Consider the following 20675-nt stretch of genomic DNA (forward strand, 5'->3'; position numbering starts at 1 on the left):
CCCGGTGCGGCTCCCGGCGGCCCCGGAATGCCCCCTCGCACTCCCGCTCCCGGCGGTCCCGGTGGTCCCGGTGGTCCTGGCGGTCCCGGCGGACCTGGCGGCCCCGGACGGCCCGGCGGACCGGTCACTCCCGGACCCGGCGTTCCCAAGCCCGGCGCGCCCGGACCCAAGCCTGGCGGTCCCGCTGGACCCGGCGGCCCGGGCGGGCCCAAGCCTGGTCCTGGCGGTCCCAAGCCCGGCGGTCCCGCGGGTCCTGGCGGACCGGGCGGTCCCGGTGGCCCAGGCGGACCTGGCGGTCCCACCGGCCCGCGTACTGGACGTCCTGGCGGCGGCGGGCCCGGCGGTCCGCGCCCGGGCGGTCCCGGCGGCCCAGGCGGTCCCGGCGGTCCCGGAGGACCCGGCGGCGGTGGCCCCGGTGGTCCGGGCGGCCCTGGCGGCGGCGGTCCTGGTGGTCCCGGCGGCCCAGGCGGCCCGAGCGGCGGCGGCCCGGAAAGCAGCGAACCCACACCGACCGGCGGCGGCACCGCGACCGCGCTCCGGATGGCTCCGCCTTCGCGGCGGCGCTCGGGCGGCATTTCGCTCGGCCCGCTGCCGGTGGTCAACCTCGTCGTGCTGGAAGTCGGCGTCGCGATCGGGCTCGTGCTGCTCGCGATCAACATGCAGCTCAAGTACGTCGCGATCGGCGTCGCGGCGCTCGGCCTGATCTTCGCGTTCCTGCGCGTCGGCGGGCGCTGGTTCACCCAGTGGCTCGCGCTGACGCTGCGGTACCGGTTCCGCTCGCACGGCCGCGTGGCGACCCCTCCGCCGCCGACCAGCATCGAGGAACTCGCCGAGGAAAGCGCCGTCACCGGCCCGGAGGACGCGCGGGTCAGCCTGCTGCGGCTGGCCGTGCCGGACCTCGTGGTGGCGCACGCCGTCGACCACGAACGGCAGGAAGTCGGCATCGCCTGGAACGACGGCACCTGGACCGCGGTCCTGCTCGTCGAGCCGATGCCGGCGATGATCTCCCAGGCCGGCGGCGCGCCCAGCCTTCCGCTGTCCGCGCTCGCGCCGTGCCTGGAAGACCGCGGCGTGCTGCTGGATTCCATCCAGATGATCTGGCACAGCTACCCGGGTTCGGCCGCGATGCCCGCGGACGCCCCGGCGCTCAGCTCCTATCTCGAGGTGCTCGGCCCGCTGCCCGCGGCCGCCCGGCGGACGACGTGGATCGCGGTCCGGCTCGACCCGCGGCGCTGCCCGGAGGCGATCCGGGAACGCGGCGGCGGCGTCGTCGGCGCGCACCGCGCGATGATCGGCGCCCTGTCGCGGGTGCGTAACGCGCTGGAATCCCAGGGCGTGCCGACCCGGCCGCTCGACCCGGACGAGTTGTTGCGCGCCAGCATTTCCGCGGCCGAACTCACCGCGGTCGCGGGTTCGAACGAGAAGGTCAGCCTGCAGGAGAGCTGGACCGGCGTCACCGCGGCCGGCATCGGGCACTCCAGCTACGCGATCACCGGCTGGCCCAAGGGCAAGATCAGCGGCAGCCTCAACGGGCTCACCAGCGTGCGCGCGCTGTCCGCGACGGTCGCCATGGCGATCTCGCCGTCCGCCGACGAGGGCCGCATCGGCCTGCGCGGCGTGGTGCGGCTCAGCGCCCGCAACCCGCGTGAGCTGGACGCGGCCGACCAGCGGCTGCAGAGCATCGCGGAGCGGCTGGACGTCGACCTGACCCCGTTGAAGGGCATGCAGATCTCGGCGTTCTCCGCGACGCTGCCGATCGGAGGGACGGCATGAGTAGCGGCATGAGTGCCCGAGTTCGCGACGCAGGGCAGAACGCGGGCGTCGCCCCGGAGTTCACGGTCGATCCGGCGATGCTCGACGCGATCAGCCCGTCCGGCGACCGCGGCGGCGTCGTCCTCGGCTCCGGCCTCAAGGGCGAACCGTTGACGGTGTCGGCACTGCGCTCGCAGCCGACCCGCATCGTGCTCGTCGGCGGCCTCTACCTGGCCCGCCAGGTCGCGATGCGCGCCTTGGCGACGGGTGCCTGGGTGGTCGTGGCCACCGGACGTCCCGCGGCGTGGCAGGTGCTGCAGCAGGCCGCCGGAAGCCGGGACGGACGTCCGTCGCCGCTGGTGCAGATCCGCCGGCTCTCCCCGGTCGAGCTGCCGCGCCCGTCCGAGGACGCCCCGCTGCTCGTGGTCACCGACGGCGGCCCGACCCCGCAGGACCTGTTCCCGCCCCGGTCGCCGTGGCAGACCACGGTGTACGTGCTGCCGTACCTGCACCCGCAGGCAGGCACCACGGCCAACGCGGCAGACCTCGTGCTGATGCAGCGACTGCCCGCCGGGCAGGCTGAATTGGCCGCCCGCATCTGGCGCCTGCCGCCGCAGATGATGCGACAGCTGACCACACTGAAGGACGACCAGGTCGTCGCGCTGGGCACGAACCTGTGGCGTCCGCTGCGGCTGGTCACGACGCAGAAGGAACAGCAGCTGCTCGGCCCGGTCCGCCGGGGCGACTGAGCACCGCCAGAACTGCGAAGGCCTCCTTGCCGGGATTCCGGCGAGGAGGCCTTTTCACATTTTGCGGTGCTCGGCCTCGGTCAAGACCTTCATGTTCGGCGGGAGATCGATGGCGCTGGCCCATTCTGCCAGCCGCTCTGCCACCTCCTGATACGGCAACGTTCCCGTCGCGGTCGCGATGACCAGGTCGTACGCGTCGTCCTCCGGCGCGTCCAGGTCGTAGCCGTTGAGCCCGTAGAAGACGTACACCGACATCCAGCCAAGGCGCTTGTTGCCGTCGATCAGCGGGTGGTTGCGGACGATGGATTCCAGCAGCACCGCGGCTTTCTCGTGCAGGTCCGGATAAGCGTCCTGCCCCATCAGCGAGGACTGCGGCCGGTGCGCCGCCGCGTCGAGCAAGCCCAGATCGCGCACCCGGGGCACGCCGAGATCCGCCGACAGCGTGAGCAGATCGTCGAGCGTCAGGTAGTCGATCACTGCGCCAGGCGATCGAGCAGGGAGGCGTAGCGGGCGCGGCCTTCGCTGGAAAGGTCGCGAACCCGGTCGTCCCGGACCCGGCGGGCCGCGGCGTCCGCGATCGCCCGCACCACCGCTTCGTGCTTGCTCACGCCGTCGGTCTCGGCAAGCAACGCGAGCGCACGCTCCATCTCGTCGTTCAACCGCAAAGTCATCGCCATGAGGTTGATGATACCACTCTGGTATCACCAGGGACCTGCTCTTTTACCGCCTGCCCGGCCTAAAGCTCGGTCGACGACCGCACATTCCGCGTCTGCTCCGCGCGCGCGGCCAGCAGCTCGTCCGGCGGGTAATCCACCGCCGTCAACGTCAATCCGTGTGCCGGAGCGACCGCGCTGTCCCGCGTCCCGCTCGCCAGAACCTCGCCCGGCCACCCGGTTCCGCGCCGCCCGTCCCCCACGAGCAGCAACACCCCGACCAGGCTGCGGACCATCGAATGGCAGAACGCGTCCGCGCTGACCCGGACTTCCAGCAGATGCTCGTCGATCCGCGTCCACTCCAGCCGCTGCAGCTCGCGGATCGTCGTGCCGCCCTCGCGCTGTTTGCAGTACGCCGCGAAGTCCTGCAGTCCCAGCAATTCCGCAGCGGCAGCGTTCATCCGCTCTGTCGACAGTGGACGACCCCAAGCCAGGGTGTCGTTGCGGCGCAAGGGATCGACGCCCCACGGGGCATCTGAGACGCGATAGCGGTAGTGCCTGCGGATGGCCGAGAACCGGGCGTCAAAACCGTCCGGGGCCACGCGGGCGTCCAGAACCCGCGCGTCGGCGGGCAAAAGCTTGTTCCAGCGGCCGCGCATCCGCGTCAGATCCGGGATTCCCTTTTCGTCCACGGGAATCCGGCCCGGCGCATCAGGCGCGAACGGGACGACGTCGACGTGCACGACCTGCCCCGTCGCATGCACCCCGGCGTCCGTACGGCCAGCGACGACCACGGACTTCGGCACCGACTCCCCCGGCGGTTGACGCTGCAGCGCCTGCTCCAGTTCGGCCTGCACGGTGCGGCGGCCGGGCTGGCGGGCCCAGCCGGAGAAATCCGTGCCGTCGTAACTCACGTCCAAACGCAGACGAACGAGCCCGCCCTCCCCGTGGGGAGCGGCGGGCTCGTCCGATGTAGACAGTGCCGGCAGGACTCAGTCCTTCTTGGCGTCCGCGTCGCCCGAGGCAGCAGCCTCGTCCGCGGCGGGAGCCTCTTCGGCAGCCGGGGCCTCTTCGGTCGCGGCGGGAGCCTCAGCGGCTTCCTCGACGACCGGAGCGGCGGCGACCTCGTCCTTGGCGAACTTGGTGCCGCGGGCCCGCTCGGCCTCAGAGGTCACGGTCTTCTCCGCGACCAGTTCGATGACGGCCATGGCGGCGTTGTCGCCCTTGCGCGGCATCGTCTTGGTGATGCGGGTGTAACCGCCGGCGCGCTCAGCGAAGTGCGGGCCGATCTCGGCGAACAGCTTGTGCACGACGTCCTTGTCCCGGACGACCTTCTGCACCAGGCGACGGTTGTGCAGGTCGCCCCGCTTCGCCTTGGTGATCAGCTTCTCGGCCAGCGGGCGGACCCGCTTGGCCTTGGCCTCGGTCGTCGTGATCTTGCCGTGCTCGAACAGCTGAGTGGCCAGGTTGGCCAGGATCAGCCGCTCGTGCGCGGCAGACCCGCCGAGCCGGGCTCCCTTGGTAGGGGTGGGCATGACTTTCTCCTAGTTCAGCTCACAGCGTCCGGGCACGAGGCCTCAGAGCTGCTCGGTCTCTGCGTAGTCCTGGCCATCGTCGTGGCCGTCGTCCGAAATCCCGCCGCCGATGCCGGCGACCCCTTCCGACCAGCCTTCGCCGTCGTAGCTGGTGGCAGCCGCGGACGGGTCGAACCCGGGCGGGCTGTCCTTCAGCGCGAGGCCGAGGCCGACGAGCTTCAGCTTGACCTCGTCGATCGACTTGGCGCCGAAGTTCCGGATGTCGAGAAGGTCCGCCTCGCTGCGCGAGACCAGCTCGCCAACGGTGTGGATGCCTTCGCGCTTCAGGCAGTTGTACGACCGGACGGTGAGGTCCAGGTCCTCGATCGGCATCGCGTAGGCGGCGATGGTGTCCGCCTCCTGCGGCGACGGGCCGATCTCGATGCCCTCGGCGTCGACGTTCAGCTCGCGAGCGAGACCGAACAGCTCCACCAGCGTCTTGCCCGCCGAGGCCACCGCGTCGCGCGCGGTGATCGACGGCTTGGTCTCGACGTCCAGGATCAGCTTGTCGAAGTCGGTGCGCTGCTCGACACGGGTGGCCTCGACCTTGTAGGTCACCTTCAGCACCGGCGAGTAGATCGAGTCGACCGGGATCCGGCCGATCTCCGCGCCCGCCTGCTTGTTCTGCAGGGCCGGAACGTAACCGCGGCCGCGCTCGACGACGAGCTCGATCTCGAGCTTGCCCTTGCCGTTCAGCGACGCGATGTGCAGATCCGGGTTGTGCACGGTGACGCCCGCGGGCGGCACGATGTCGGCAGCCGTGACCTCACCGGGGCCCTGCTTGCGCAGGTACATGGTGACCGGCTCGTCCTCTTCCGAGGACACGACCAGTTCCTTCAGGTTCAGGATGATGTCGGTGACGTCTTCCTTCACCCCGGGAACGGTGGTGAATTCGTGCAGCACGCCGTCGATGCGGATGCTCGTCACGGCCGCGCCCGGGATGGACGACAGCAGCGTGCGCCGCAGCGAGTTGCCGAGCGTGTAGCCGAAGCCGGGCTCCAGCGGTTCGATGGTGAACCGGGAGCGGGTCTCGTTGACCGTCTCTTCGCCGAGAGCCGGCCGCTGGGAAATCAGCATTTCTTAGTTTCCTTTCCAGACGACGCCCGCCATATGACGTCGAAGGGATGGCGTGGCGGCGGCGCACTGGACGCCGCCGCCCCGTAACCAGTCGCAGAGACCGGTTACTTCGAGTAAAGCTCGACGATCAGCTGTTCCTGAACCGGAACGTCGATCTGCGCGCGCTCCGGGAGCTGGTGGACCAGCACGCGGAGGTTCGACGGAACGACCTGCAGCCACGCCGGAACCGGACGCTCGCCGAAGGCTTCCTTCGCCGCGACGAACGGGAGCGTGCCCGCCGACTTCGGCTTGACGTCGATGATGTCCCACTTGGTGACCTGGTAGGACGGCACGTTGACCTTGACGCCGTTGACCAGGAAGTGGCCGTGGCTCACCAGCTGCCGCGCCTGACGGCGGGTGCGGGCGATGCCGGCGCGGTAGATCACGTTGTCCAGCCGGGACTCGAGGATCTGCAGCAGGTTCTCACCGGTCTTGCCCGGACGCCGCACGGCTTCCTTGTAGTACCGGACGAACTGGCGCTCGAGAACGCCGTAGGTGTAGCGAGCCTTCTGCTTCTCCTGCGACTGCAGGAGGTACTCGGACTCCTTGATGCGCCCGCGGCCGTGCTGGCCCGGCGGGTAGGGGCGACGCTCGAAAGCCTGGTCGCCGCCGATGAGGTCAACCTTGAGGCGACGCGAAATACGCGTCGCGGGGCCGGTGTAACGAGCCATTTCTTAGTACTCCTCCCCGTTCCTCAGACCCGGCGCCGCTTGGGCGGGCGGCAGCCGTTGTGAGGCTGCGGGGTCACGTCCTGGATGGTGCCGACCTCGAGGCCGGCCGCCTGCAGCGAGCGGATCGCCGTCTCGCGGCCCGAACCCGGGCCCTTCACGAAAACGTCGACCTTCTTCATGCCGTGCTCGGCAGCCTTGCGGGCGGCGTTCTCGGCGGCCATCTGCGCGGCGAACGGAGTCGACTTGCGCGAGCCCTTGAAGCCCACGTGGCCGCTCGACGCCCACGCGATCACGGCGCCGGTCGGGTCCGTGATCGAGACGATGGTGTTGTTGAAGGTGCTCTTGATGTGCGCGTGACCGTGCGCGACATTCTTCTTTTCCTTGCGGCGGACCTTCTTGGCCCCCGCAGTGCGGCTCTTGGGTGGCATGTTCTGAGGGATCTCCTGTTAGCGCGCGTTCTCTTGGTGAGCGGCGACCGCTTCCTGCTGCCCGCGGCGGATGATGGATCCGGCGTCGGTGTAGAGGTTGCGCAGTGCCATCGGGCGGGCGTAGAGCGCCTTGGGCGAGACACAAGCCGTGGAGCGACGGACGGAACCGCCCATGCGAACGACCTTCTTGCCCTGGGTGCTCACTTCTTGCCAGCCTTCTTCTTGCCGGCGACCGTCTTCTTCGGGCCCTTGCGGGTGCGGGCGTTGGTCTTGGTGCGCTGACCGCGCACCGGAAGACCGCGACGCCAGCGCAGACCCTGGTAGGTCCCGATCTCGATCTTGCGCCGGATGTCGGCGTTCACCTCACGGCGAAGGTCACCCTCGACCTTGAAGTTTTCGTCGATGTAGTCCTTCAGCTTGACGAGATCCTCGTCGCTGAGGTCCTTGACGCGGGTGTCGGCGTTCAGCTCGGCAGCAGCGATCATCTGCTTCGAGCGGGTACGGCCGATCCCGTAGATGTAAGTCAGCGCGATCTCCAACCGCTTCTCGCGGGGGAGGTCGACGCCAGCGAGTCGTGCCACTGGTGCTCCTTCTTCGGGTTCGTCTTCAGGTCTGCTCCCCGTCCGGTTCCGGAACCGACTCGCCTGTCGGCCCGTGGCTTGCGCCCCGGGTGTCCCGGCCCCGGCCTGAAGTCCGGGGGTGCGCCGGACCGCTTTTCACGGTCCGGCAGGCACGGGGAGGGTTGGGTAGCCGTCAATCGGCCTGCTGCAGTGCGGTGGTCAGCCCTGACGCTGCTTGTGGCGCAGGTTCTCGCAGATCACCATGATCCGGCCGTGACGGCGGATCACCTTGCACTTGTCGCAGATCTTCTTGACGCTCGGCTGAACCTTCACGTCTTCCTGCTTCCTGCTCTGCTCGGCTCTGGCGTGATCACTTGTAGCGGTAGACGATGCGACCACGGGAGAGGTCGTAGGGCGACAGCTCCACGACAACCCTGTCTTCGGGCAGGATGCGGATGTAGTGCTGCCGCATCTTGCCGCTGATGTGTGCCAGGACCTTGTGGCCGTTCTCCAACTCGACGCGGAACATCGCGTTGGGGAGCGGCTCGACCACGCGGCCTTCGACCTCGATGGCCCCGTCTTTCTTAGCCATGTCCTCCGCAATCCCTGATGCACGCTTGATGTGCACAGCGTGATCGGTTTTGAGCTCGAGTCCTTGCTTACTGGGTGGTGCTCGGCCACACTCGGCCCCGGGTCCATGAGGTTCGCGAGAATTCACGAGCATGCTGGAACCGGCGCATGAGCGCGCCGACTTGACAGTGTACGCAACCCGTGCAGTGCCCCGTCGACCGGGGGTGAAGTAGACCCTTGTGAGTGGCGGCGCGGGGCCGCTCAGGACTCTTCGGGCAGGGTGAGGACCCAGGGACCGTCTTCGGTGATGGCGACGGTGTGCTCCCAGTGCGCGGCGCGCGAACCGTCGATGGTGACGACTGTCCAGCCGTCTTCCAGTTCGAGGGTTTCGCCGCTGCCGCCGGTCAGCATGGGCTCGACCGCGAGCGCCATGCCGGGCTTGAGCCGCGGGCCCTTGCCGGGTTTGCCGACATTCGGCAGGAACGGCTCCATGTGCATCTCGCGGCCGATGCCGTGGCCGCCGTACTCGAGGATCTCGCCGTACTCCCGGCCGTCGTCCTCGCCCGCCTGGCGGGCGGCGGTCTGCACCGCGAACGAGATGTCGGTGAGCCGCGAGCCCGCGCGGACGGCTTCGATGCCCGCCCACATGGCGCGTTTGGTCGCCTCGGACAGCTCGTGGTCCTTCTCGCTGACCTCGCCGATCTCCAGCGTCACCGCGGAGTCGCCGTGCCAGCCGTCGAGGATCGCACCGCAGTCGACCGAGATCAGGTCGCCCTCGGCGAGCACCTGCTTGGCCGACGGGATGCCGTGCACGATCTGCTCGTTCACCGACGCGCAGATCGACGCCGGGAACCCGTGGTAGCCCTTGAACGAGGGCACCGCGCCGGCGTCGCGGATGGTCTGCTCGGCCAGTTCGTCGAGCTCGGCCGTGCTGACCCCGGCCCGCGCGAGTTCGCGCACGGCGGCCAGGGTGCGGGCGACGACGAGTCCGGCCGCCCGCATAGCCTCCAGCTCGCCGCGGGTCTTGACCTCGATCATGCGCCCGCGGCGGAGCACTTGCAGAACACGCAATCCTCCGAGGTTCACGTGCGGTCGCGCAGCGCTTTCAGCACGCGGTCCGAGATCTCCTGCACCTCGCCGACGCCGTCGACCTTCACCAGGATGTCGGAGTAGTACTCCAGCAGCGGCGCGGTCTCCGACACGTACACCTGCTGGCGGCGGCGGATGACGTCTTCGGTGTCGTCCGAGCGGCCGCGCGACATGAGGCGGCCGACGACGACGTCCTCGGCCACGTCCAGCTGGATGACCGCGTCGAGCTTGGTGTCGGCCTCGCTCAGCATCTCGCCGAGGACCTCGGCCTGCTTGGTGTTGCGGGGGAACCCGTCGAGCAGGAAGCCTGCCTTCGCGTCCGGTTCGGCCAGCCGCTCGCGGACCATCTCGTTGGTCACCGAGTCCGGCACCAGTTCGCCGGAGTCCAGGTACCGCTTGGCCTCCTGGCCGAGCGGGGTCTCCTGGCCCACGTGCGCCCGGAACAGGTCGCCCGTCGAGATGTGCGGGATCCGCAGCTGCTCGGACAGGGCCACCGCCTGCGTGCCTTTGCCCGCGCCGGGCGGTCCGACGAGAACCAGTCGCGTCACTTCAAGAACCCTTCGTAGTTGCGCTGCATCAGCTGGCTTTCGATCTGTTTCACGGTGTCGAGCCCGACGCCGACCATGATCAGCACAGCCGTGCCACCGAACGGGAAGTTCTGGTTGTTCCCGCTGCCGGTGAGGGACAGGAAGAAGTTCGGGAGGATCGCGATGATGCCCAGGTACAGCGAGCCGGGGAGAGTGATCCGGCCCAGCACGAAGCTGAGGTACTCGGCGGTGGGACGGCCGGGCCGGATGCCCGGGATGAAGCCGCCGAACTTCTTCATCTCTTCCGCACGCTCGTCCACGTTGAACGTGATCGTGATGTAGAAGTAGGTGAAGAAGATGATCAACAGGAAGTAGAGCAGGATGTGCACCCAGCTGCTCTGGTTGACCAGGTAGTTCTGAATGAAGGACTGCCAGCCCGAGTTGCTCTGCGGGTCGCCGATGAGCTGGCTGAGCAGCTGCGGCAGGTACAGCAGCGACGAGGCGAAGATGACCGGGATGACACCGGCCTGGTTCACCTTGATCGGCAGGTAGGTCGAGGTGCCGCCGTACATCCGGCGGCCGACCATGCGCTTGGCGTACTGCACCGGGATCCGGCGCTGGCCCTGCTCGACGAAGATGACGCTGGCGATGATCACCAGGCCGAACGCGAGAACCACGACCAGCGCGACGCCGCCGCCGTTGCTGATGATGTTGGCGCCCTCGGCCGGGATGCGGGCCGCGATGTTCAGGAAGATCAGGACGGACATGCCGTTGCCGACGCCGCGCTCGGTGATGAGCTCGCCCAGCCACATCATCACCGCGGTGCCGGCGGTCATGGTGACCACGATCAGCGTCAGCGAGTAGATGCTGTTGTCCGGGATGATCGGCTGCGAGCAGCCCTGGAACAGGGTGCCGCGGTCGGCCAGCGCGACCACGCCGGTGGCCTGCAGGATCGCCAGCGCGATCGTGAGGTACCGGGTGTACTGGGTCAGCTTGTTCTGGCCGGACTGGCCTTCCTTCTTCAGCTCCTCGAACCGAGGGATGACCACGGTGAGCAGCTGAATGATGATGCTCGCGGTGATGTAGGGCATGATGCCCGTCGCGAACAGCGACAGCTGCAGCAGCGCACCGCCGCTGAAGAGGTTGAGCAGCTGGTACACGCCCTGCTGATCGGCCTGTGCGGTACAGGCCTGCACGGCGGCGAACGAGACCCCCGGAGCCGGGATGGTTGCACCGATCCGGTAGACCGCGACGATGGCTAGCGTGAACAGGATCTTCTTGCGTAGATCCGGCGTCGCGAGAGCCGAGCGGAATGCGCTGAGCACGCGGGGGACCTCCTCGGCGTCGTCGGTCGTCCCAACCGACGATCGGCTTGGCCGGTACGAGACCGGCGGGATGTCTGACTCACTGGCAAGCCAGGAACGCTTCAGGGCAAACAGGCCCGGAAGCGTGCCGCCGACTCTAACAGCTTCGCATGGGCCGCCCGCAGCGCGTGTGCGTTTTACGTCTCAGTGCGAGACCGCCCCGCAGCGCTGAGCCGCAGGTGAGGCCAGTCGGAGCACAGATGATCACCTGTTCGGCCCGCACCGTTCGGCGGGCTTTCCCACAGCAGCACGGAAAAACGCCACCGCCAACGCCCGACCGCCGTACGTGAGGGCCACCCTCATTGATTCTGATTCCCTCAGGGTTCCCCTCACGACCCACCACTGGTCGCGAGGGGCCCCTTCACGGACTCCGATTCCCGCAAGGAGCCCTTCACGGACCGCCCCGCGCCGGCCGGGATGCCGCCCCAATGCGGCATTGGGTACGTCAGATGCACCCAATGTGGCGTTCGGTGCGCGGGATGCACCCAATGCCACATTGGGGCGCTAGCCCCCACCGCCCGCAAACCGCAGCCGATGCACCCAGCGGTCGACGCACTCAGCCCTGCTCCCCGCAGCCGGTGCACCCAACGTTCGAGGCACCCAGCCCACACCCCGCAGCCGATGCACCCAACGATCGAGGCACCCAGCCCACACCCCGCAGCCGATGCACCCAACGATCGAGGCACCCAGCCCACACCCCGCAGCCGATGCACCCAACGTTCAAAGCACCCAGCCCCTCCCCCGCACCCCGATATGAAGCGTCCCTGCGGTTCGGGGGTGCTTGTCAAGGCATCTTTCCCGCCTTGACAAGCACCCCCGAACCGTCAGCACACTCAAGCTTCGGGGTGGGGGCCCACCGAACAAGGCAATGTCGCCGCCAGGCGACGAGCCGAGCAGACAAACCAAAACAAAACGGGCCCGCCCGGTAAGAAACCGGACGGGCCCGCTCTAAAACGCAGCCAGATCAGCTAACGGTGGCCGAACCACCAGCAGCCTCGATCTTCTCCTTGGCAGAGCCAGAGAAAGCGTGCGCGGTCAGCTCAAGCTTGACCCCGTTCAGGTCCCCGTTGCCGAGAACCTTGACGAGCTTGCCCTTGCGAACGAGACCGTTCGCGGCCAGCTCCTCCGGCCCGACCTTGCCCCCGTCGGCGAACACCCGGGCGATGTCGCCCACGTTCACCGGCTGGTACTCGGTGCGGAACCGGTTCTTGAATCCACGCAGCTTCGGCAGCCGCATGTGGATGGGCATCTGCCCACCCTCGAACCCGGCGGGCACGTTCTTCCGGGCCTTGGTGCCCTTCGTGCCGCGACCGGCGGTCTTGCCCTTCGAACCCTCACCACGGCCGACGCGGATCTTGTCGCGCTTGGCGCCAGGAGCCGGACGAAGGTGGTGGATCTTGATGGCGGTCATGCCTGGACCTCCTCGACCTCCACCAGGTGGCGGACGGTGTGGATCAGGCCGCGCACCTGGGGGGTGTCCTCACGCACGACGCTCTGGCGGATCTTGCGCAGCCCGAGGGTGCGCAGCGACTCGCGGTGAGCGTGCTTCGTGCCGATCTTGCTCTTGACCTGAGTGACCTTGAGCTGAGCCATGTCAGACCCCCTGGCCGGCACGCTGACGCAGCATCCGGGCCGGGGCGACGTCCTCGAGCGGCAGACCGCGGCGAGCGGCCACCTCCTCCGGACGCTGCAGACCCTTCAGGGCCGCCACGGTCGCGTGCACGATGTTGATGGCGTTGTCGGAGCCGAGCGACTTCGACAGCACGTCGTGGACGCCCGCGCACTCCAGCACCGCGCGCACCGGGCCGCCGGCGATAACACCGGTACCAGCGGAGGCGGGACGGAGCAGCACGACACCGGCGGCTTCCTCACCCTGGATCGGGTGCGGAATGGTGCCGGCGACGCGCGGAACGCGGAAGAAGTTCTTCTTCGCTTCCTCGACGCCCTTGGCGATGGCCGCGGGAACTTCCTTGGCCTTGCCGTAGCCGACGCCGACCTGACCGTCGCCGTCGCCGACGACCACCAGAGCGGTGAAGCTGAAGCGACGACCGCCCTTGACGACCTTGGCGACGCGGTTGATCGTCACGACCTTCTCAAGGTGCGGGGTCTTGTCCTGGCCGGCCCCGCCACGGCCGCCGTCGCGCCGGTCCCGGCCGCCACCGCGGCGGTCGTTGCGGTCGTTGCCGCCCTGACCGCCCGGTCCGCCCTGGCCGCCGCCGAATTGCCGTGTACGTCCCGGCATCAGGCTTTCCTTCCATTCACGAGCATGTGCATCAGAACTTCAACCCCGCCTCACGGGCGGCGTCGGCAAGCGCGGCGATGCGGCCGTGGTAGGCGTTGCCGCCACGGTCGAACACCACGGCTTCGATGCCGGCGTCCTTGGCGCGCGAAGCCACCAGTTCGCCGACCTTCGCCGCCTTGGCCTTCTTGTCGCCCTCGAACGACCGGAGGTCGGTCTCGAGGGTGGACGCCGACGCCAGCGTGTGACCGGCGAGGTCGTCGATCACCTGCACGGTGATGTGCCGCGAGGACCGCTTGACGACCATGCGCGGACGCACCGGCGTGCCGCTGATCTTCTTGCGGAGGCGGAAGTGCCGACGGGTCTTGGCGACGCGGCGGCGGGTCGAGATGTCCTTGCCGACCGGCTTGCGCTTCGTGGTAGTCGTGTCGCTCATCACTTACCCGTCTTTCCGACCTTGCGGCGGATCTTCTCACCCTCGTAGCGCAGGCCCTTGCCCTTGTACGGGTCCGGGCGGCGCAGCTTGCGGATGACCGCGGCGGTCTGGCCGACCTTCTGCTTGTCGATGCCGGACACCGAGAACCGGGTCGGCGACTCCACCTTGAAGGTGATGCCTTCCGGAGCCTCGATCTTCACCGGGTGGCTGTAGCCCAAGGCGAACTCGAGGTCCGAGCCCTTGGCCTGCACGCGGTAACCGACGCCGTGGATTTCGAGCTTCTTCTCGTAGCCCTGGGTCACGCCCACCACGAGGTTGTTCACCAGCGTGCGGGTGAGGCCGTGCAGAGCCCGGCTCGTGCGCTCGTCGTCCGGACGCTTCACCAGGAGCGTGCCGTCCTCGTCGCGCTCGACGAAGATCGGCTCGGCGACGGTGTGCTCCAGGGTGCCCTTCGGCCCCTTGACCTTGACGTTCTGGCCGTCGATGGTCACCTCGACCCCGGAGGGGACGGCGACCGGCAGCTTTCCGATGCGTGACATGTCTGTGCCCCCTTCCTTACCAGACGTAGGCGAGGACTTCGCCGCCCACGTTGTTGCGCTTGGCCTGCCGGTCGGTCTGCAGGCCGCCGGACGTCGAGATGATCGCGACGCCGAGGCCGCCCAGAACGGAGGGCAGTTCGGTCGATTTTGCGTAGACCCGCAGACCCGGCTTGGAGACGCGGCGCAGGCCGGCGATGCTCCGCTCGCGGTTGGGGCCGTACTTCAGCTCGACGATGAGGTTCTTGTGCTTCTCGCCCGGCTCGTCGCGGTAGCTCGCGATGTAGCCCTCGCGCTTGAGGATCTCGGCGATGTTCGCCTTGATCTTCGAGTGCGGAAGCACGACCTCGTCGTGGTACGCCGAGTTCGCGTTGCGCAGACGGGTCAAGAAGTCTGCGATCGGGTCGGTCATCGTCATGGTGACCTGTCAACCTTTCTCGCCTGGTTCCCCGCCCAGCCCGGCCGGAGAGTTCTCCGGCCGGATCGGCGGGGCCTGTGGCGAACTGGGAATAGAGTTTCGAGCCTTACCAGCTGGACTTGTGGACACCGGGCAGTTCGCCCGCGTGCGCCATCTCCCGGAGGCAGATCCGGCACAGGCCGAACTTGCGGTAGACCGAGTGCGGACGCCCGCACCGGTTGCACCGGGTGTAGGCGCGCACCGCGAACTTCGGCTTCTTCGAAGCCTTGCTGACTAGCGCTTTCTTGGCCATCGGCTCAGTTCTCCTTGAACGGGAAACCGAGCTTGCGCAGCAGCGCCCGGCCCTCGTCGTCGGTGGTGGCGGTGGTGACGACGGTGACGTCCATGCCACGGGGGCGGTCGATGTCGTCCGGGTTGATCTCGTGGAACATCGACTGCTCGTTGAGACCGAACGTGTAGTTGCCGTTGCCGTCGAACTGCTTGGGCGAAAGGCCGCGGAAGTCGCGGATACGGGGCAGCGCGATGGTCAGCAGCCGGTCGAGGAACTCCCACATCCGGTCGCCGCGCAGCGTGACGCGCGCGCCGATCGGCTGTCCCTCGCGCAGCTTGAACTGCGCGATGGACTTGCGGGCCTTCCGGATTTCCGGCTTCTGCCCGGTGATCAGGGCGAGGTCGCGGACCGCGCCGTCGATCAGCTTGCTGTCCCGGGCGGCGTCCCCGACACCCATGTTCACGACGATCTTCACGACGCCGGGAATCTGGTGCACGTTGGGGATGGAGAACTCCTTCTGGAGCTCGCCCTTGATCTCTTCGCGGTACCGGGTCTTCAGACGCGGCACGATCTTCTCTGCGGTGGTCATGTCAGATGTCCTTGCCGTTCCGGCGCGAGACCCGGACCTTCTTGCCGTCCTCGCCGATGCGGTAGCCCACCCGGGTCGGCTTGCCGTCCGAGTCCACGACCATCACGTTCGACACGTGAATAGGCGCTTCCTGCGTCACGATGCCGCCGGACTGGGCGCCACGCTGGGTCTGGGTGATCCGGGTGTGCTTCTTGATCCGGTTGACACCCTCGACCAGCACGCGCTCCCGCTCGGGGTAGGCCTGAATGACCTTGCCCTTCGCGCCCTTGTCCTTGCCGGCGATGACGACGACCGTGTCGCCCTTCTTCACCTTCATCACAGCACCTCCGGCGCGAGCGAAATGATCTTCATGAACTTTCGGTCGCGCAGCTCGCGGCCCACCGGGCCGAAGATGCGGGTGCCCCGGGGCTCGTTGTCGTTCTTGATGAGCACGGCGGCGTTCTCGTCGAACCGGATGTAGGAACCGTCCGGACGACGGCGCTCCTTCACCGTGCGGACGATGACAGCCTTGACGACGTCGCCCTTCTTCACCCCGGCGGCCGGGATGGCGTCCTTCACGGTGGCGACGATGATGTCGCCGATGCCGGCGTAGCGCCGCCCGGAGCCGCCGAGCACGCGGATGCAAAGGATTTCCTTCGCGCCCGTGTTGTCGGCAACCCGAAGCCGCGACTCCTGCTGGATCACGTCAACTCCTGTATGTCGCGCTGGTTCTCGCTGTCGCGAGCCTTGCGGAACCAAGGACTCCCGAAAGAGCCCTGCTTACTTGGCCTTCTCCACGACCTGCACCAGACGCCAGCGCTTGGTCGCCGACAGCGGCCGGGTCTCCATCAGCGTGACCCGGTCGCCCACGCCCGCCTCGTTGTTCTCGTCGTGCACCTTGACCTTGGTGGTGCTGCGGAGAACCTTCGAGTAGCGCGGGTGCTTCTTGCGGTCCTCGAGCTCGACCACGATCGTCTTGTCCATCTTGTCCGAGACGACGTAACCCTCGCGGACCTTGCGGTAGTTCCGGGCGGTCTTCTCGGTGGCAGCCTCGCTCATGCGGCACCTTCACTTTCGGCGTCGGGCGCCACGGACAGGCCGAGCTCGCGCTCGCGCATGACCGTGTAGATCCGCGCGATGTCCGTGCGGACGGTGCGCAGCCGACGGTTGTTGTCCAGCTGCCCGGTCGCCATCTGGAAGCGGAGGTTGAAGAGCTCCTCCTTGTATTCCTTCAGACGCAGCACGAGCTCTTCGGCGGTGAGCTCACGCAGCTCGGATGCCTGTGCGGCTCCGTTAGCCATCAGAACTCACCTTCCCGGGTCACGATGCGGCACTTCATGGGCAGCTTGTGGATCGCGCGGCGGAGCGCCTCGCGGGCGGTCTCCTCGTTCGGGAAGCTGATCTCGAACATCACGCGACCCGGCTTCACGTTGGCGATCCACCACTCGGGCGAACCCTTGCCGGAACCCATGCGGGTTTCCGCCGGCTTCTTGGTCAGCGGGCGGTCCGGGTAGATCGTGGTCCACACCTTGCCGCCGCGCTTGATGTGACGGGTCATGGCGATACGAGCGGACTCGATCTGCCGGTTCGTCACGTAGCTGTGCTCAAGCGCCTGGATGCCGTACTCGCCGAAGTTGACCTTGGTACCGCCCTTGGCGGCGCCGTGGCGCTTCGGGGAGTGCTGCTTGCGGTGCTTGACCCTGCGCGGGATGAGCACGTCTCAGCCCTCCGTCTTTTCTGCGGTCTCGGTGGCCGGGGCCGCCTCGGTCGCGGTGTCGCTCTTCGCGGCAGCGGCGGCGCGGCCGGCCTCGGTCGAGGTCGGGGTCGTGCCCGACGCGCCGGAACGGCGCGGGCGGGACGGCCGGTCGCCGCGGTCGCGGCGCGGAGCGCGGTCCGCGGCCGACGCGGCGGCGTCGCGCTCGGCGCGGGCCTTCAGGCCGCCGACCAGCTCGCCCTTGTAGATCCACACCTTCACGCCGATGCGACCGAACGTCGTCTTGGCCTCGAAGAAGCCGTAGTCGATGTCGGCGCGCAGCGTGTGCAGCGGGACCCGGCCGTCGCGGTAGTGCTCGGAACGGGACATCTCGGCGCCGCCGAGACGACCGCCGCACTGCACGCGGATGCCCTTGACCTGCGGCGAGCGCATGGAGGTCTGGATCGCCTTGCGCATCGCGCGGCGGAACGCCACGCGGTTGCTCAGCTGCTCCGCGACACCCTGGGCGACCAGCTGTGCGTCGGCCTCGGGGTTCTTCACCTCGAGGATGTTCAGCTGGACCTGCTTCTTGGTCAGCTTCTCCAGCGCGCCGCGGATCCGGTCGGCCTCCGCGCCGCGGCGGCCGATGACGATGCCCGGCCGGGCGGTGTGGATGTCGACGCGGACGCGGTCACGGGTGCGCTCGATCTCGACCTTGGAGATGCCGGCGCGCTCCATGCCGGTGGAGAGCAGCTTGCGGATCTTGACGTCCTCGGCCACGTACTCCGCGTACTGCTTGTCGGCGTACCAGCGCGACTTCCAGTCAGTGGTGATACCCAGGCGGAAGCCGTGCGGGTTGATCTTCTGGCCCACTACCGGCCACCTGCCTTCTTGTTGCTCTTCTTCTCCGCAGGCCGCGACTCGACCACCACGGTGATGTGGCTGGTGCGCTTGCGGATCCGGTACGCACGGCCCTGGGCACGCGGACGGATGCGCTTGAGGGTCGGGCCCTCGTCGGCGGTCGCGGACTTGATCCAGAGCGTCTCCGGGTCCAGCTGGAGGTTGTTCTCGGCGTTGGCCGCCGCGCTGGCGATGACCTTCGCGAGCTGCGTGCTGGCAGCCTGCGGCGCGAACCGGAGCACGGCCAAGGCCTCGCTGACGCTACGACCCTTGACGAGCTCGATCACCCGGCGCACCTTCATCGGCGCGTCCCGGACAAAGCGAGCCCGCGCGACGGCCGTGGGCAGCTCTTCTGCCGTGGCCGTGGCGTTTGACTGGGCGTTCATCTGCTTCCCTTAACTTTCTCTGGCCCGCTCAGCGGCGGCGCGACTTGCGGTCGTCCTTGATGTGGCCCTTGAAGGTCCGCGTCGGGGCGAACTCGCCCAGCTTGTGACCCACCATCGCCTCGGTGACGAACACCGGGACGTGCTTGCGGCCGTCGTGCACCGCGATCGTGTGACCCAGGAAGTCCGGGATGATCGTGGAGCGCCGCGACCAAGTCTTGATCACGGTCTTCTTGCCCGATTCGTTCAGCGCGTCCACCTTCTTGAGCAGGTGGTCGTCCACGAACGGGCCCTTCTTAAGGCTGCGTGGCATGTGCTTCTACCTCCCTGCTCAGCGCTTCTTGCCGGTACGCCGGCGGCGGACGATCAGTTTGTCGGACGGCTTGCTCTTGCGAGTGCGGCCTTCGGGCTTGCCGTTCGGGTTCACCGGGTGGCGACCACCGGACGTCTTGCCCTCGCCACCGCCGTGCGGGTGGTCGACCGGGTTCATCACGACACCGCGGACAGTCGGGCGCTTGCCGCGCCAGCGGTTGCGGCCCGCCTTGCCCCAGTTGATGTTCGAGTGCTCCGAGTTGCCGACCTCGCCGACGGTCGCGCGGTTGCGCACGTCCACGTTGCGGATCTCGCCCGAGGGGAGACGCAGCTGGGCGTAAGGACCGTCCTTGGCGACGAGCTGCACGCGGGCGCCGGCGGACCGGGCCATCTTCGCGCCGCCGCCGGGGCGGAGCTCGATCGCGTGGATCACGGTGCCGACCGGGATGTTGCGCAGCGGCAGGTTGTTGCCCGGCTTGATGTCGGCGCGGGGGCCGTTCTCGACCGTGTCGCCCTGCTTCAGCTTCTCCGGCGCGATGATGTAGCGCTTCTCGCCGTCGGCGTAGTGCAGCAGCGCGATGCGCGCGGTGCGGTTGGGGTCGTACTCGATGTGCGCGACCTTGGCCGGCACGCCGTCCTTGTCGTGACGACGGAAGTCGATCACGCGGTAGGCGCGCTTGTGGCCACCGCCCTTGTGCCGGGTGGTGATCTTGCCCGAGGCGTTGCGGCCGCCGGTCTTGCTCAGCGGACGCAGCAGCGACTTCTCCGGCGTGGACCGGGTGATCTCGGCGAAGTCCGAGACGCTCGAACCGCGACGACCCGGGGTCGTCGGCTTGTACTTGCGGATGCCCATTGTCAGCTCAGTCCTTTACGCGGTGGGTCCGCCGAAGATCTCGATCGCCTTGCTTTCCGGCGAAAGAGTCACGATGGCGCGCTTGGTGTCCTTGCGCTTGCCGAAGCCGGTACGAGTCCGCTTCCGCTTGCCCTGGCGGTTGGCCGTGTTGACGCTGACGACCTTCACGCCGAACACCTTCTCGACCGCGATCTTGATCTGGGTCTTGTTGGCGTCCGGACGGACGATGAACGTGTACTTGTGGTCCTCGAGCAGCCCGTAGGACTTCTCGGAGATCACCGGCGCGAGCAGGATGTCGCGGGGGTCCGGAATGGCGACCGAGCTCACTTCTCGTCACTCCCTTCCGAAACCTCGCTCGAACGCGCGAGGGCCTTGACGACCTTCCCGCGGACGGGGCCTGCCACGAACGCGTCGTAAGCGGCCTTGGTGAACACGACGTCGTCGTTGACCAGGACGTCGTAGGTGTTGAGCTGGTCAGCCCAGATCAGGTGCACGTACGGCAGGTTCCGCGCGGACACCCAGGCGAGCTCCTCGTCGCGGTGCAGGACCACGAGAACGCGCTTGGCCTGGGTCGCGGCGGCGATCGCCGTCTTGGCGGTCTTGGTCGACGGCTTCTCGCCGGAGACCAGTTCCGTCAGGACGTGCAGCTGGCCGGCGCGCGCCCGGTCGGAGAGGGCGCCACGCAGAGCGGCGGCCTTCATCTTCTTCGGGGTGCGCTGGGTGTAGTCGCGCGGCGTGGGGCCGTGCACGACGCCACCGCCGGCGAACTGCGGCGCGCGGGTCGAACCCTGGCGGGCGCGACCGGTGCCCTTCTGCCGGTACGGCTTCTTGCCGCCACCGGAGACCTCACCGCGGGTCTTCGTGTCGTGCGTGCCCTGGCGCGCGGCGGCCAGCTGGCCCACCACGACCTGGTGCATCAGCGCGACGTTGGCCTGCACGTCGAAGATCTCCCCGGGGAGCTCGACGGTGCCGTCGGCTTTACCGGCCGGAGTCTTCAGCTCGACGTTCGTCAT

Annotated in this window: 35 protein-coding genes; 2 read left to right on the plus strand and 33 right to left on the minus strand. The window is 68.3% G+C overall.

Translation table 11 applies throughout. The features are described 5' to 3' along the window. Window positions 1-540: 540 nt before the first annotated feature. Window positions 541-1773, plus strand: a complete 1233-nt coding sequence (gene eccE, locus AB5I40_RS22995) for a type VII secretion protein EccE (protein WP_370932189.1) — start codon at window positions 541-543, stop codon at window positions 1771-1773. A gap of 8 nt (window positions 1774-1781) precedes the next feature. Beyond that, on the plus strand, window positions 1782-2501 hold the full coding sequence (locus AB5I40_RS23000; RefSeq protein ID WP_370932190.1) for a hypothetical protein: 720 nt from the start codon (window positions 1782-1784) through the stop codon (window positions 2499-2501). A gap of 54 nt (window positions 2502-2555) precedes the next feature. On the opposite strand, the gene AB5I40_RS23005 is transcribed toward AB5I40_RS23000, so the two are convergent. The 33 genes from AB5I40_RS23005 to rplD form a co-directional block, all read right to left on the minus strand. Next, the gene (locus tag AB5I40_RS23005; RefSeq protein ID WP_370932191.1) at window positions 2556-2978 is read right to left on the minus strand and encodes a type II toxin-antitoxin system death-on-curing family toxin; all 423 of its coding nucleotides are present in this window, start codon (window positions 2976-2978) and stop codon (window positions 2556-2558) included. After that, the gene (locus AB5I40_RS23010) at window positions 2975-3178 is read right to left on the minus strand and encodes a CopG family transcriptional regulator (RefSeq protein ID WP_370932192.1); all 204 of its coding nucleotides are present in this window, start codon (window positions 3176-3178) and stop codon (window positions 2975-2977) included. The genes AB5I40_RS23005 and AB5I40_RS23010 overlap by 4 nt, the downstream gene beginning before the upstream one ends. Window positions 3179-3237: 59 nt before the next feature. Beyond that, a complete protein-coding gene (gene truA, locus AB5I40_RS23015; protein ID WP_370932193.1) occupies window positions 3238-4074 on the minus strand; it encodes a tRNA pseudouridine(38-40) synthase TruA in 837 nt (278 codons plus the stop codon). A gap of 72 nt (window positions 4075-4146) precedes the next feature. After that, window positions 4147-4689, minus strand: a complete 543-nt coding sequence (rplQ, locus tag AB5I40_RS23020) for a 50S ribosomal protein L17 (RefSeq protein WP_370932194.1) — start codon at window positions 4687-4689, stop codon at window positions 4147-4149. Window positions 4690-4731: 42 nt separating this feature from the next. After that, a complete protein-coding gene (locus tag AB5I40_RS23025) occupies window positions 4732-5805 on the minus strand; it encodes a DNA-directed RNA polymerase subunit alpha (RefSeq protein WP_009072342.1) in 1074 nt (357 codons plus the stop codon). A 104-nt stretch (window positions 5806-5909) separates the two neighbouring features. Next, window positions 5910-6515 (minus strand): 30S ribosomal protein S4, encoded by a 606-nt coding sequence (rpsD, locus tag AB5I40_RS23030; RefSeq protein WP_037816256.1) that lies wholly within the window; start codon window positions 6513-6515, stop codon window positions 5910-5912. Between the two features lie 23 nt (window positions 6516-6538). Further along, window positions 6539-6943, minus strand: a complete 405-nt coding sequence (gene rpsK, locus AB5I40_RS23035; RefSeq protein ID WP_009072340.1) for a 30S ribosomal protein S11 — start codon at window positions 6941-6943, stop codon at window positions 6539-6541. An 18-nt stretch (window positions 6944-6961) separates the two neighbouring features. Next, complete coding sequence (locus AB5I40_RS23040) at window positions 6962-7147, minus strand: hypothetical protein (RefSeq protein ID WP_009072338.1); 186 nt, start codon at window positions 7145-7147, stop codon at window positions 6962-6964. After that, window positions 7144-7524 (minus strand): 30S ribosomal protein S13, encoded by a 381-nt coding sequence (gene rpsM, locus AB5I40_RS23045; protein ID WP_009072337.1) that lies wholly within the window; start codon window positions 7522-7524, stop codon window positions 7144-7146. The genes AB5I40_RS23040 and rpsM overlap by 4 nt, the downstream gene beginning before the upstream one ends. 198 nt (window positions 7525-7722) lie before the next feature. After that, a complete protein-coding gene (rpmJ, locus tag AB5I40_RS23050; RefSeq protein WP_004558882.1) occupies window positions 7723-7836 on the minus strand; it encodes a 50S ribosomal protein L36 in 114 nt (37 codons plus the stop codon). Between the two features lie 37 nt (window positions 7837-7873). Further along, window positions 7874-8095 (minus strand): translation initiation factor IF-1, encoded by a 222-nt coding sequence (gene infA / locus AB5I40_RS23055; protein ID WP_004558881.1) that lies wholly within the window; start codon window positions 8093-8095, stop codon window positions 7874-7876. A 239-nt stretch (window positions 8096-8334) separates the two neighbouring features. Further along, window positions 8335-9111, minus strand: a complete 777-nt coding sequence (gene map, locus AB5I40_RS23060; RefSeq protein WP_370940585.1) for a type I methionyl aminopeptidase — start codon at window positions 9109-9111, stop codon at window positions 8335-8337. Window positions 9112-9155: 44 nt separating this feature from the next. Further along, window positions 9156-9710 carry an adenylate kinase gene (locus AB5I40_RS23065; RefSeq protein ID WP_037816258.1) on the minus strand — a complete coding sequence of 185 codons (555 nt, stop codon included), beginning with the start codon at window positions 9708-9710 and terminating at the stop codon, window positions 9156-9158. Beyond that, on the minus strand, window positions 9707-11014 hold the full coding sequence (gene secY / locus AB5I40_RS23070) for a preprotein translocase subunit SecY (RefSeq protein WP_344270202.1): 1308 nt from the start codon (window positions 11012-11014) through the stop codon (window positions 9707-9709). Before secY ends, AB5I40_RS23065 begins: the two co-directional genes overlap by 4 nt. A 1003-nt stretch (window positions 11015-12017) precedes the next feature. Next, window positions 12018-12464: a 50S ribosomal protein L15 gene (rplO, locus tag AB5I40_RS23075; protein ID WP_009072329.1), complete on the minus strand. Its 447-nt coding sequence runs from the start codon at window positions 12462-12464 to the stop codon at window positions 12018-12020. Further along, window positions 12461-12646: a 50S ribosomal protein L30 gene (gene rpmD, locus AB5I40_RS23080; RefSeq protein WP_004558875.1), complete on the minus strand. Its 186-nt coding sequence runs from the start codon at window positions 12644-12646 to the stop codon at window positions 12461-12463. The genes rplO and rpmD overlap by 4 nt, the downstream gene beginning before the upstream one ends. 1 nt (window position 12647) lies before the next feature. Next, complete coding sequence (rpsE, locus tag AB5I40_RS23085; RefSeq protein ID WP_067583695.1) at window positions 12648-13295, minus strand: 30S ribosomal protein S5; 648 nt, start codon at window positions 13293-13295, stop codon at window positions 12648-12650. 31 nt (window positions 13296-13326) lie between these two features. Continuing rightward, the gene (rplR, locus tag AB5I40_RS23090) at window positions 13327-13728 is read right to left on the minus strand and encodes a 50S ribosomal protein L18 (protein WP_116204588.1); all 402 of its coding nucleotides are present in this window, start codon (window positions 13726-13728) and stop codon (window positions 13327-13329) included. Continuing rightward, complete coding sequence (rplF, locus tag AB5I40_RS23095) at window positions 13728-14267, minus strand: 50S ribosomal protein L6 (protein WP_370932195.1); 540 nt, start codon at window positions 14265-14267, stop codon at window positions 13728-13730. The genes rplR and rplF overlap by 1 nt, the downstream gene beginning before the upstream one ends. 16 nt (window positions 14268-14283) lie before the next feature. Further along, window positions 14284-14682: a 30S ribosomal protein S8 gene (gene rpsH / locus AB5I40_RS23100; RefSeq protein WP_116204586.1), complete on the minus strand. Its 399-nt coding sequence runs from the start codon at window positions 14680-14682 to the stop codon at window positions 14284-14286. 106 nt (window positions 14683-14788) lie between these two features. Further along, entirely contained in the window at window positions 14789-14974 is a 186-nt protein-coding gene (locus tag AB5I40_RS23105; protein ID WP_020662790.1) for a type Z 30S ribosomal protein S14, read from the minus strand. A 4-nt stretch (window positions 14975-14978) separates the two neighbouring features. Further along, window positions 14979-15542: a 50S ribosomal protein L5 gene (rplE, locus tag AB5I40_RS23110; protein ID WP_037816262.1), complete on the minus strand. Its 564-nt coding sequence runs from the start codon at window positions 15540-15542 to the stop codon at window positions 14979-14981. A 1-nt stretch (window position 15543) separates the two neighbouring features. Next, the gene (rplX, locus tag AB5I40_RS23115; protein ID WP_033291190.1) at window positions 15544-15858 is read right to left on the minus strand and encodes a 50S ribosomal protein L24; all 315 of its coding nucleotides are present in this window, start codon (window positions 15856-15858) and stop codon (window positions 15544-15546) included. Then, window positions 15858-16226, minus strand: coding sequence for a 50S ribosomal protein L14 (gene rplN / locus AB5I40_RS23120; protein ID WP_004558867.1), 369 nt, complete (start codon window positions 16224-16226; stop codon window positions 15858-15860). Before rplN ends, rplX begins: the two co-directional genes overlap by 1 nt. 75 nt (window positions 16227-16301) lie before the next feature. Then, window positions 16302-16580 (minus strand): 30S ribosomal protein S17, encoded by a 279-nt coding sequence (gene rpsQ / locus AB5I40_RS23125; protein ID WP_116204582.1) that lies wholly within the window; start codon window positions 16578-16580, stop codon window positions 16302-16304. After that, window positions 16577-16822 carry a 50S ribosomal protein L29 gene (gene rpmC, locus AB5I40_RS23130; RefSeq protein ID WP_009072314.1) on the minus strand — a complete coding sequence of 82 codons (246 nt, stop codon included), beginning with the start codon at window positions 16820-16822 and terminating at the stop codon, window positions 16577-16579. Before rpmC ends, rpsQ begins: the two co-directional genes overlap by 4 nt. Next, on the minus strand, window positions 16822-17238 hold the full coding sequence (gene rplP / locus AB5I40_RS23135; RefSeq protein ID WP_009072313.1) for a 50S ribosomal protein L16: 417 nt from the start codon (window positions 17236-17238) through the stop codon (window positions 16822-16824). Before rplP ends, rpmC begins: the two co-directional genes overlap by 1 nt. 3 nt (window positions 17239-17241) lie before the next feature. Continuing rightward, window positions 17242-18087 carry a 30S ribosomal protein S3 gene (gene rpsC, locus AB5I40_RS23140; protein WP_370932196.1) on the minus strand — a complete coding sequence of 282 codons (846 nt, stop codon included), beginning with the start codon at window positions 18085-18087 and terminating at the stop codon, window positions 17242-17244. Then, window positions 18087-18500: a 50S ribosomal protein L22 gene (rplV, locus tag AB5I40_RS23145; protein ID WP_344270166.1), complete on the minus strand. Its 414-nt coding sequence runs from the start codon at window positions 18498-18500 to the stop codon at window positions 18087-18089. Before rplV ends, rpsC begins: the two co-directional genes overlap by 1 nt. Window positions 18501-18528: 28 nt before the next feature. Further along, window positions 18529-18810 carry a 30S ribosomal protein S19 gene (gene rpsS, locus AB5I40_RS23150; RefSeq protein WP_003102083.1) on the minus strand — a complete coding sequence of 94 codons (282 nt, stop codon included), beginning with the start codon at window positions 18808-18810 and terminating at the stop codon, window positions 18529-18531. Window positions 18811-18828: 18 nt separating this feature from the next. After that, on the minus strand, window positions 18829-19662 hold the full coding sequence (rplB, locus tag AB5I40_RS23155; RefSeq protein ID WP_037816266.1) for a 50S ribosomal protein L2: 834 nt from the start codon (window positions 19660-19662) through the stop codon (window positions 18829-18831). A 15-nt stretch (window positions 19663-19677) separates the two neighbouring features. Further along, a complete protein-coding gene (gene rplW, locus AB5I40_RS23160) occupies window positions 19678-19989 on the minus strand; it encodes a 50S ribosomal protein L23 (RefSeq protein WP_009072304.1) in 312 nt (103 codons plus the stop codon). After that, window positions 19986-20675: a 50S ribosomal protein L4 gene (gene rplD, locus AB5I40_RS23165; protein ID WP_344270155.1), complete on the minus strand. Its 690-nt coding sequence runs from the start codon at window positions 20673-20675 to the stop codon at window positions 19986-19988. Before rplD ends, rplW begins: the two co-directional genes overlap by 4 nt.

It is taken from the genome of Amycolatopsis sp. cg13, from assembly GCF_041346965.1.
Classification (GTDB): Bacteria; Actinomycetota; Actinomycetes; order Mycobacteriales; family Pseudonocardiaceae; genus Amycolatopsis.

Coding starts and splice junctions, on each gene's coding strand:
- eccE (WP_370932189.1), top strand. CDS start 541: ATGGCTCCGCCTTCGCGGCGGCGCTCGGGCGGCATTTCGCTCGGCCCG.
- AB5I40_RS23000 (WP_370932190.1), top strand. CDS start 1,782: ATGAGTGCCCGAGTTCGCGACGCAGGGCAGAACGCGGGCGTCGCCCCG.
- AB5I40_RS23010 (WP_370932192.1), bottom strand. CDS start 3,178: ATGGCGATGACTTTGCGGTTGAACGACGAGATGGAGCGTGCGCTCGCG.
- rplQ (WP_370932194.1), bottom strand. CDS start 4,689: ATGCCCACCCCTACCAAGGGAGCCCGGCTCGGCGGGTCTGCCGCGCAC.
- AB5I40_RS23025 (WP_009072342.1), bottom strand. CDS start 5,805: ATGCTGATTTCCCAGCGGCCGGCTCTCGGCGAAGAGACGGTCAACGAG.
- rpsD (WP_037816256.1), bottom strand. CDS start 6,515: ATGGCTCGTTACACCGGCCCCGCGACGCGTATTTCGCGTCGCCTCAAG.
- rpsK (WP_009072340.1), bottom strand. CDS start 6,943: ATGCCACCCAAGAGCCGCACTGCGGGGGCCAAGAAGGTCCGCCGCAAG.
- infA (WP_004558881.1), bottom strand. CDS start 8,095: ATGGCTAAGAAAGACGGGGCCATCGAGGTCGAAGGCCGCGTGGTCGAG.
- map (WP_370940585.1), bottom strand. CDS start 9,111: ATGATCGAGGTCAAGACCCGCGGCGAGCTGGAGGCTATGCGGGCGGCC.
- rplO (WP_009072329.1), bottom strand. CDS start 12,464: ATGACCGCCATCAAGATCCACCACCTTCGTCCGGCTCCTGGCGCCAAG.
- rpmD (WP_004558875.1), bottom strand. CDS start 12,646: ATGGCTCAGCTCAAGGTCACTCAGGTCAAGAGCAAGATCGGCACGAAG.
- rpsE (WP_067583695.1), bottom strand. CDS start 13,295: ATGCCGGGACGTACACGGCAATTCGGCGGCGGCCAGGGCGGACCGGGC.
- rplR (WP_116204588.1), bottom strand. CDS start 13,728: ATGAGCGACACGACTACCACGAAGCGCAAGCCGGTCGGCAAGGACATC.
- rplF (WP_370932195.1), bottom strand. CDS start 14,267: ATGTCACGCATCGGAAAGCTGCCGGTCGCCGTCCCCTCCGGGGTCGAG.
- rpsH (WP_116204586.1), bottom strand. CDS start 14,682: ATGACGATGACCGACCCGATCGCAGACTTCTTGACCCGTCTGCGCAAC.
- AB5I40_RS23105 (WP_020662790.1), bottom strand. CDS start 14,974: ATGGCCAAGAAAGCGCTAGTCAGCAAGGCTTCGAAGAAGCCGAAGTTC.
- rplE (WP_037816262.1), bottom strand. CDS start 15,542: ATGACCACCGCAGAGAAGATCGTGCCGCGTCTGAAGACCCGGTACCGC.
- rplX (WP_033291190.1), bottom strand. CDS start 15,858: ATGAAGGTGAAGAAGGGCGACACGGTCGTCGTCATCGCCGGCAAGGAC.
- rpsQ (WP_116204582.1), bottom strand. CDS start 16,580: ATGAGCGAGGCTGCCACCGAGAAGACCGCCCGGAACTACCGCAAGGTC.
- rpmC (WP_009072314.1), bottom strand. CDS start 16,822: ATGGCTAACGGAGCCGCACAGGCATCCGAGCTGCGTGAGCTCACCGCC.
- rplV (WP_344270166.1), bottom strand. CDS start 18,500: ATGAACGCCCAGTCAAACGCCACGGCCACGGCAGAAGAGCTGCCCACG.
- rpsS (WP_003102083.1), bottom strand. CDS start 18,810: ATGCCACGCAGCCTTAAGAAGGGCCCGTTCGTGGACGACCACCTGCTC.
- rplB (WP_037816266.1), bottom strand. CDS start 19,662: ATGGGCATCCGCAAGTACAAGCCGACGACCCCGGGTCGTCGCGGTTCG.
- rplD (WP_344270155.1), bottom strand. CDS start 20,675: ATGACGAACGTCGAGCTGAAGACTCCGGCCGGTAAAGCCGACGGCACC.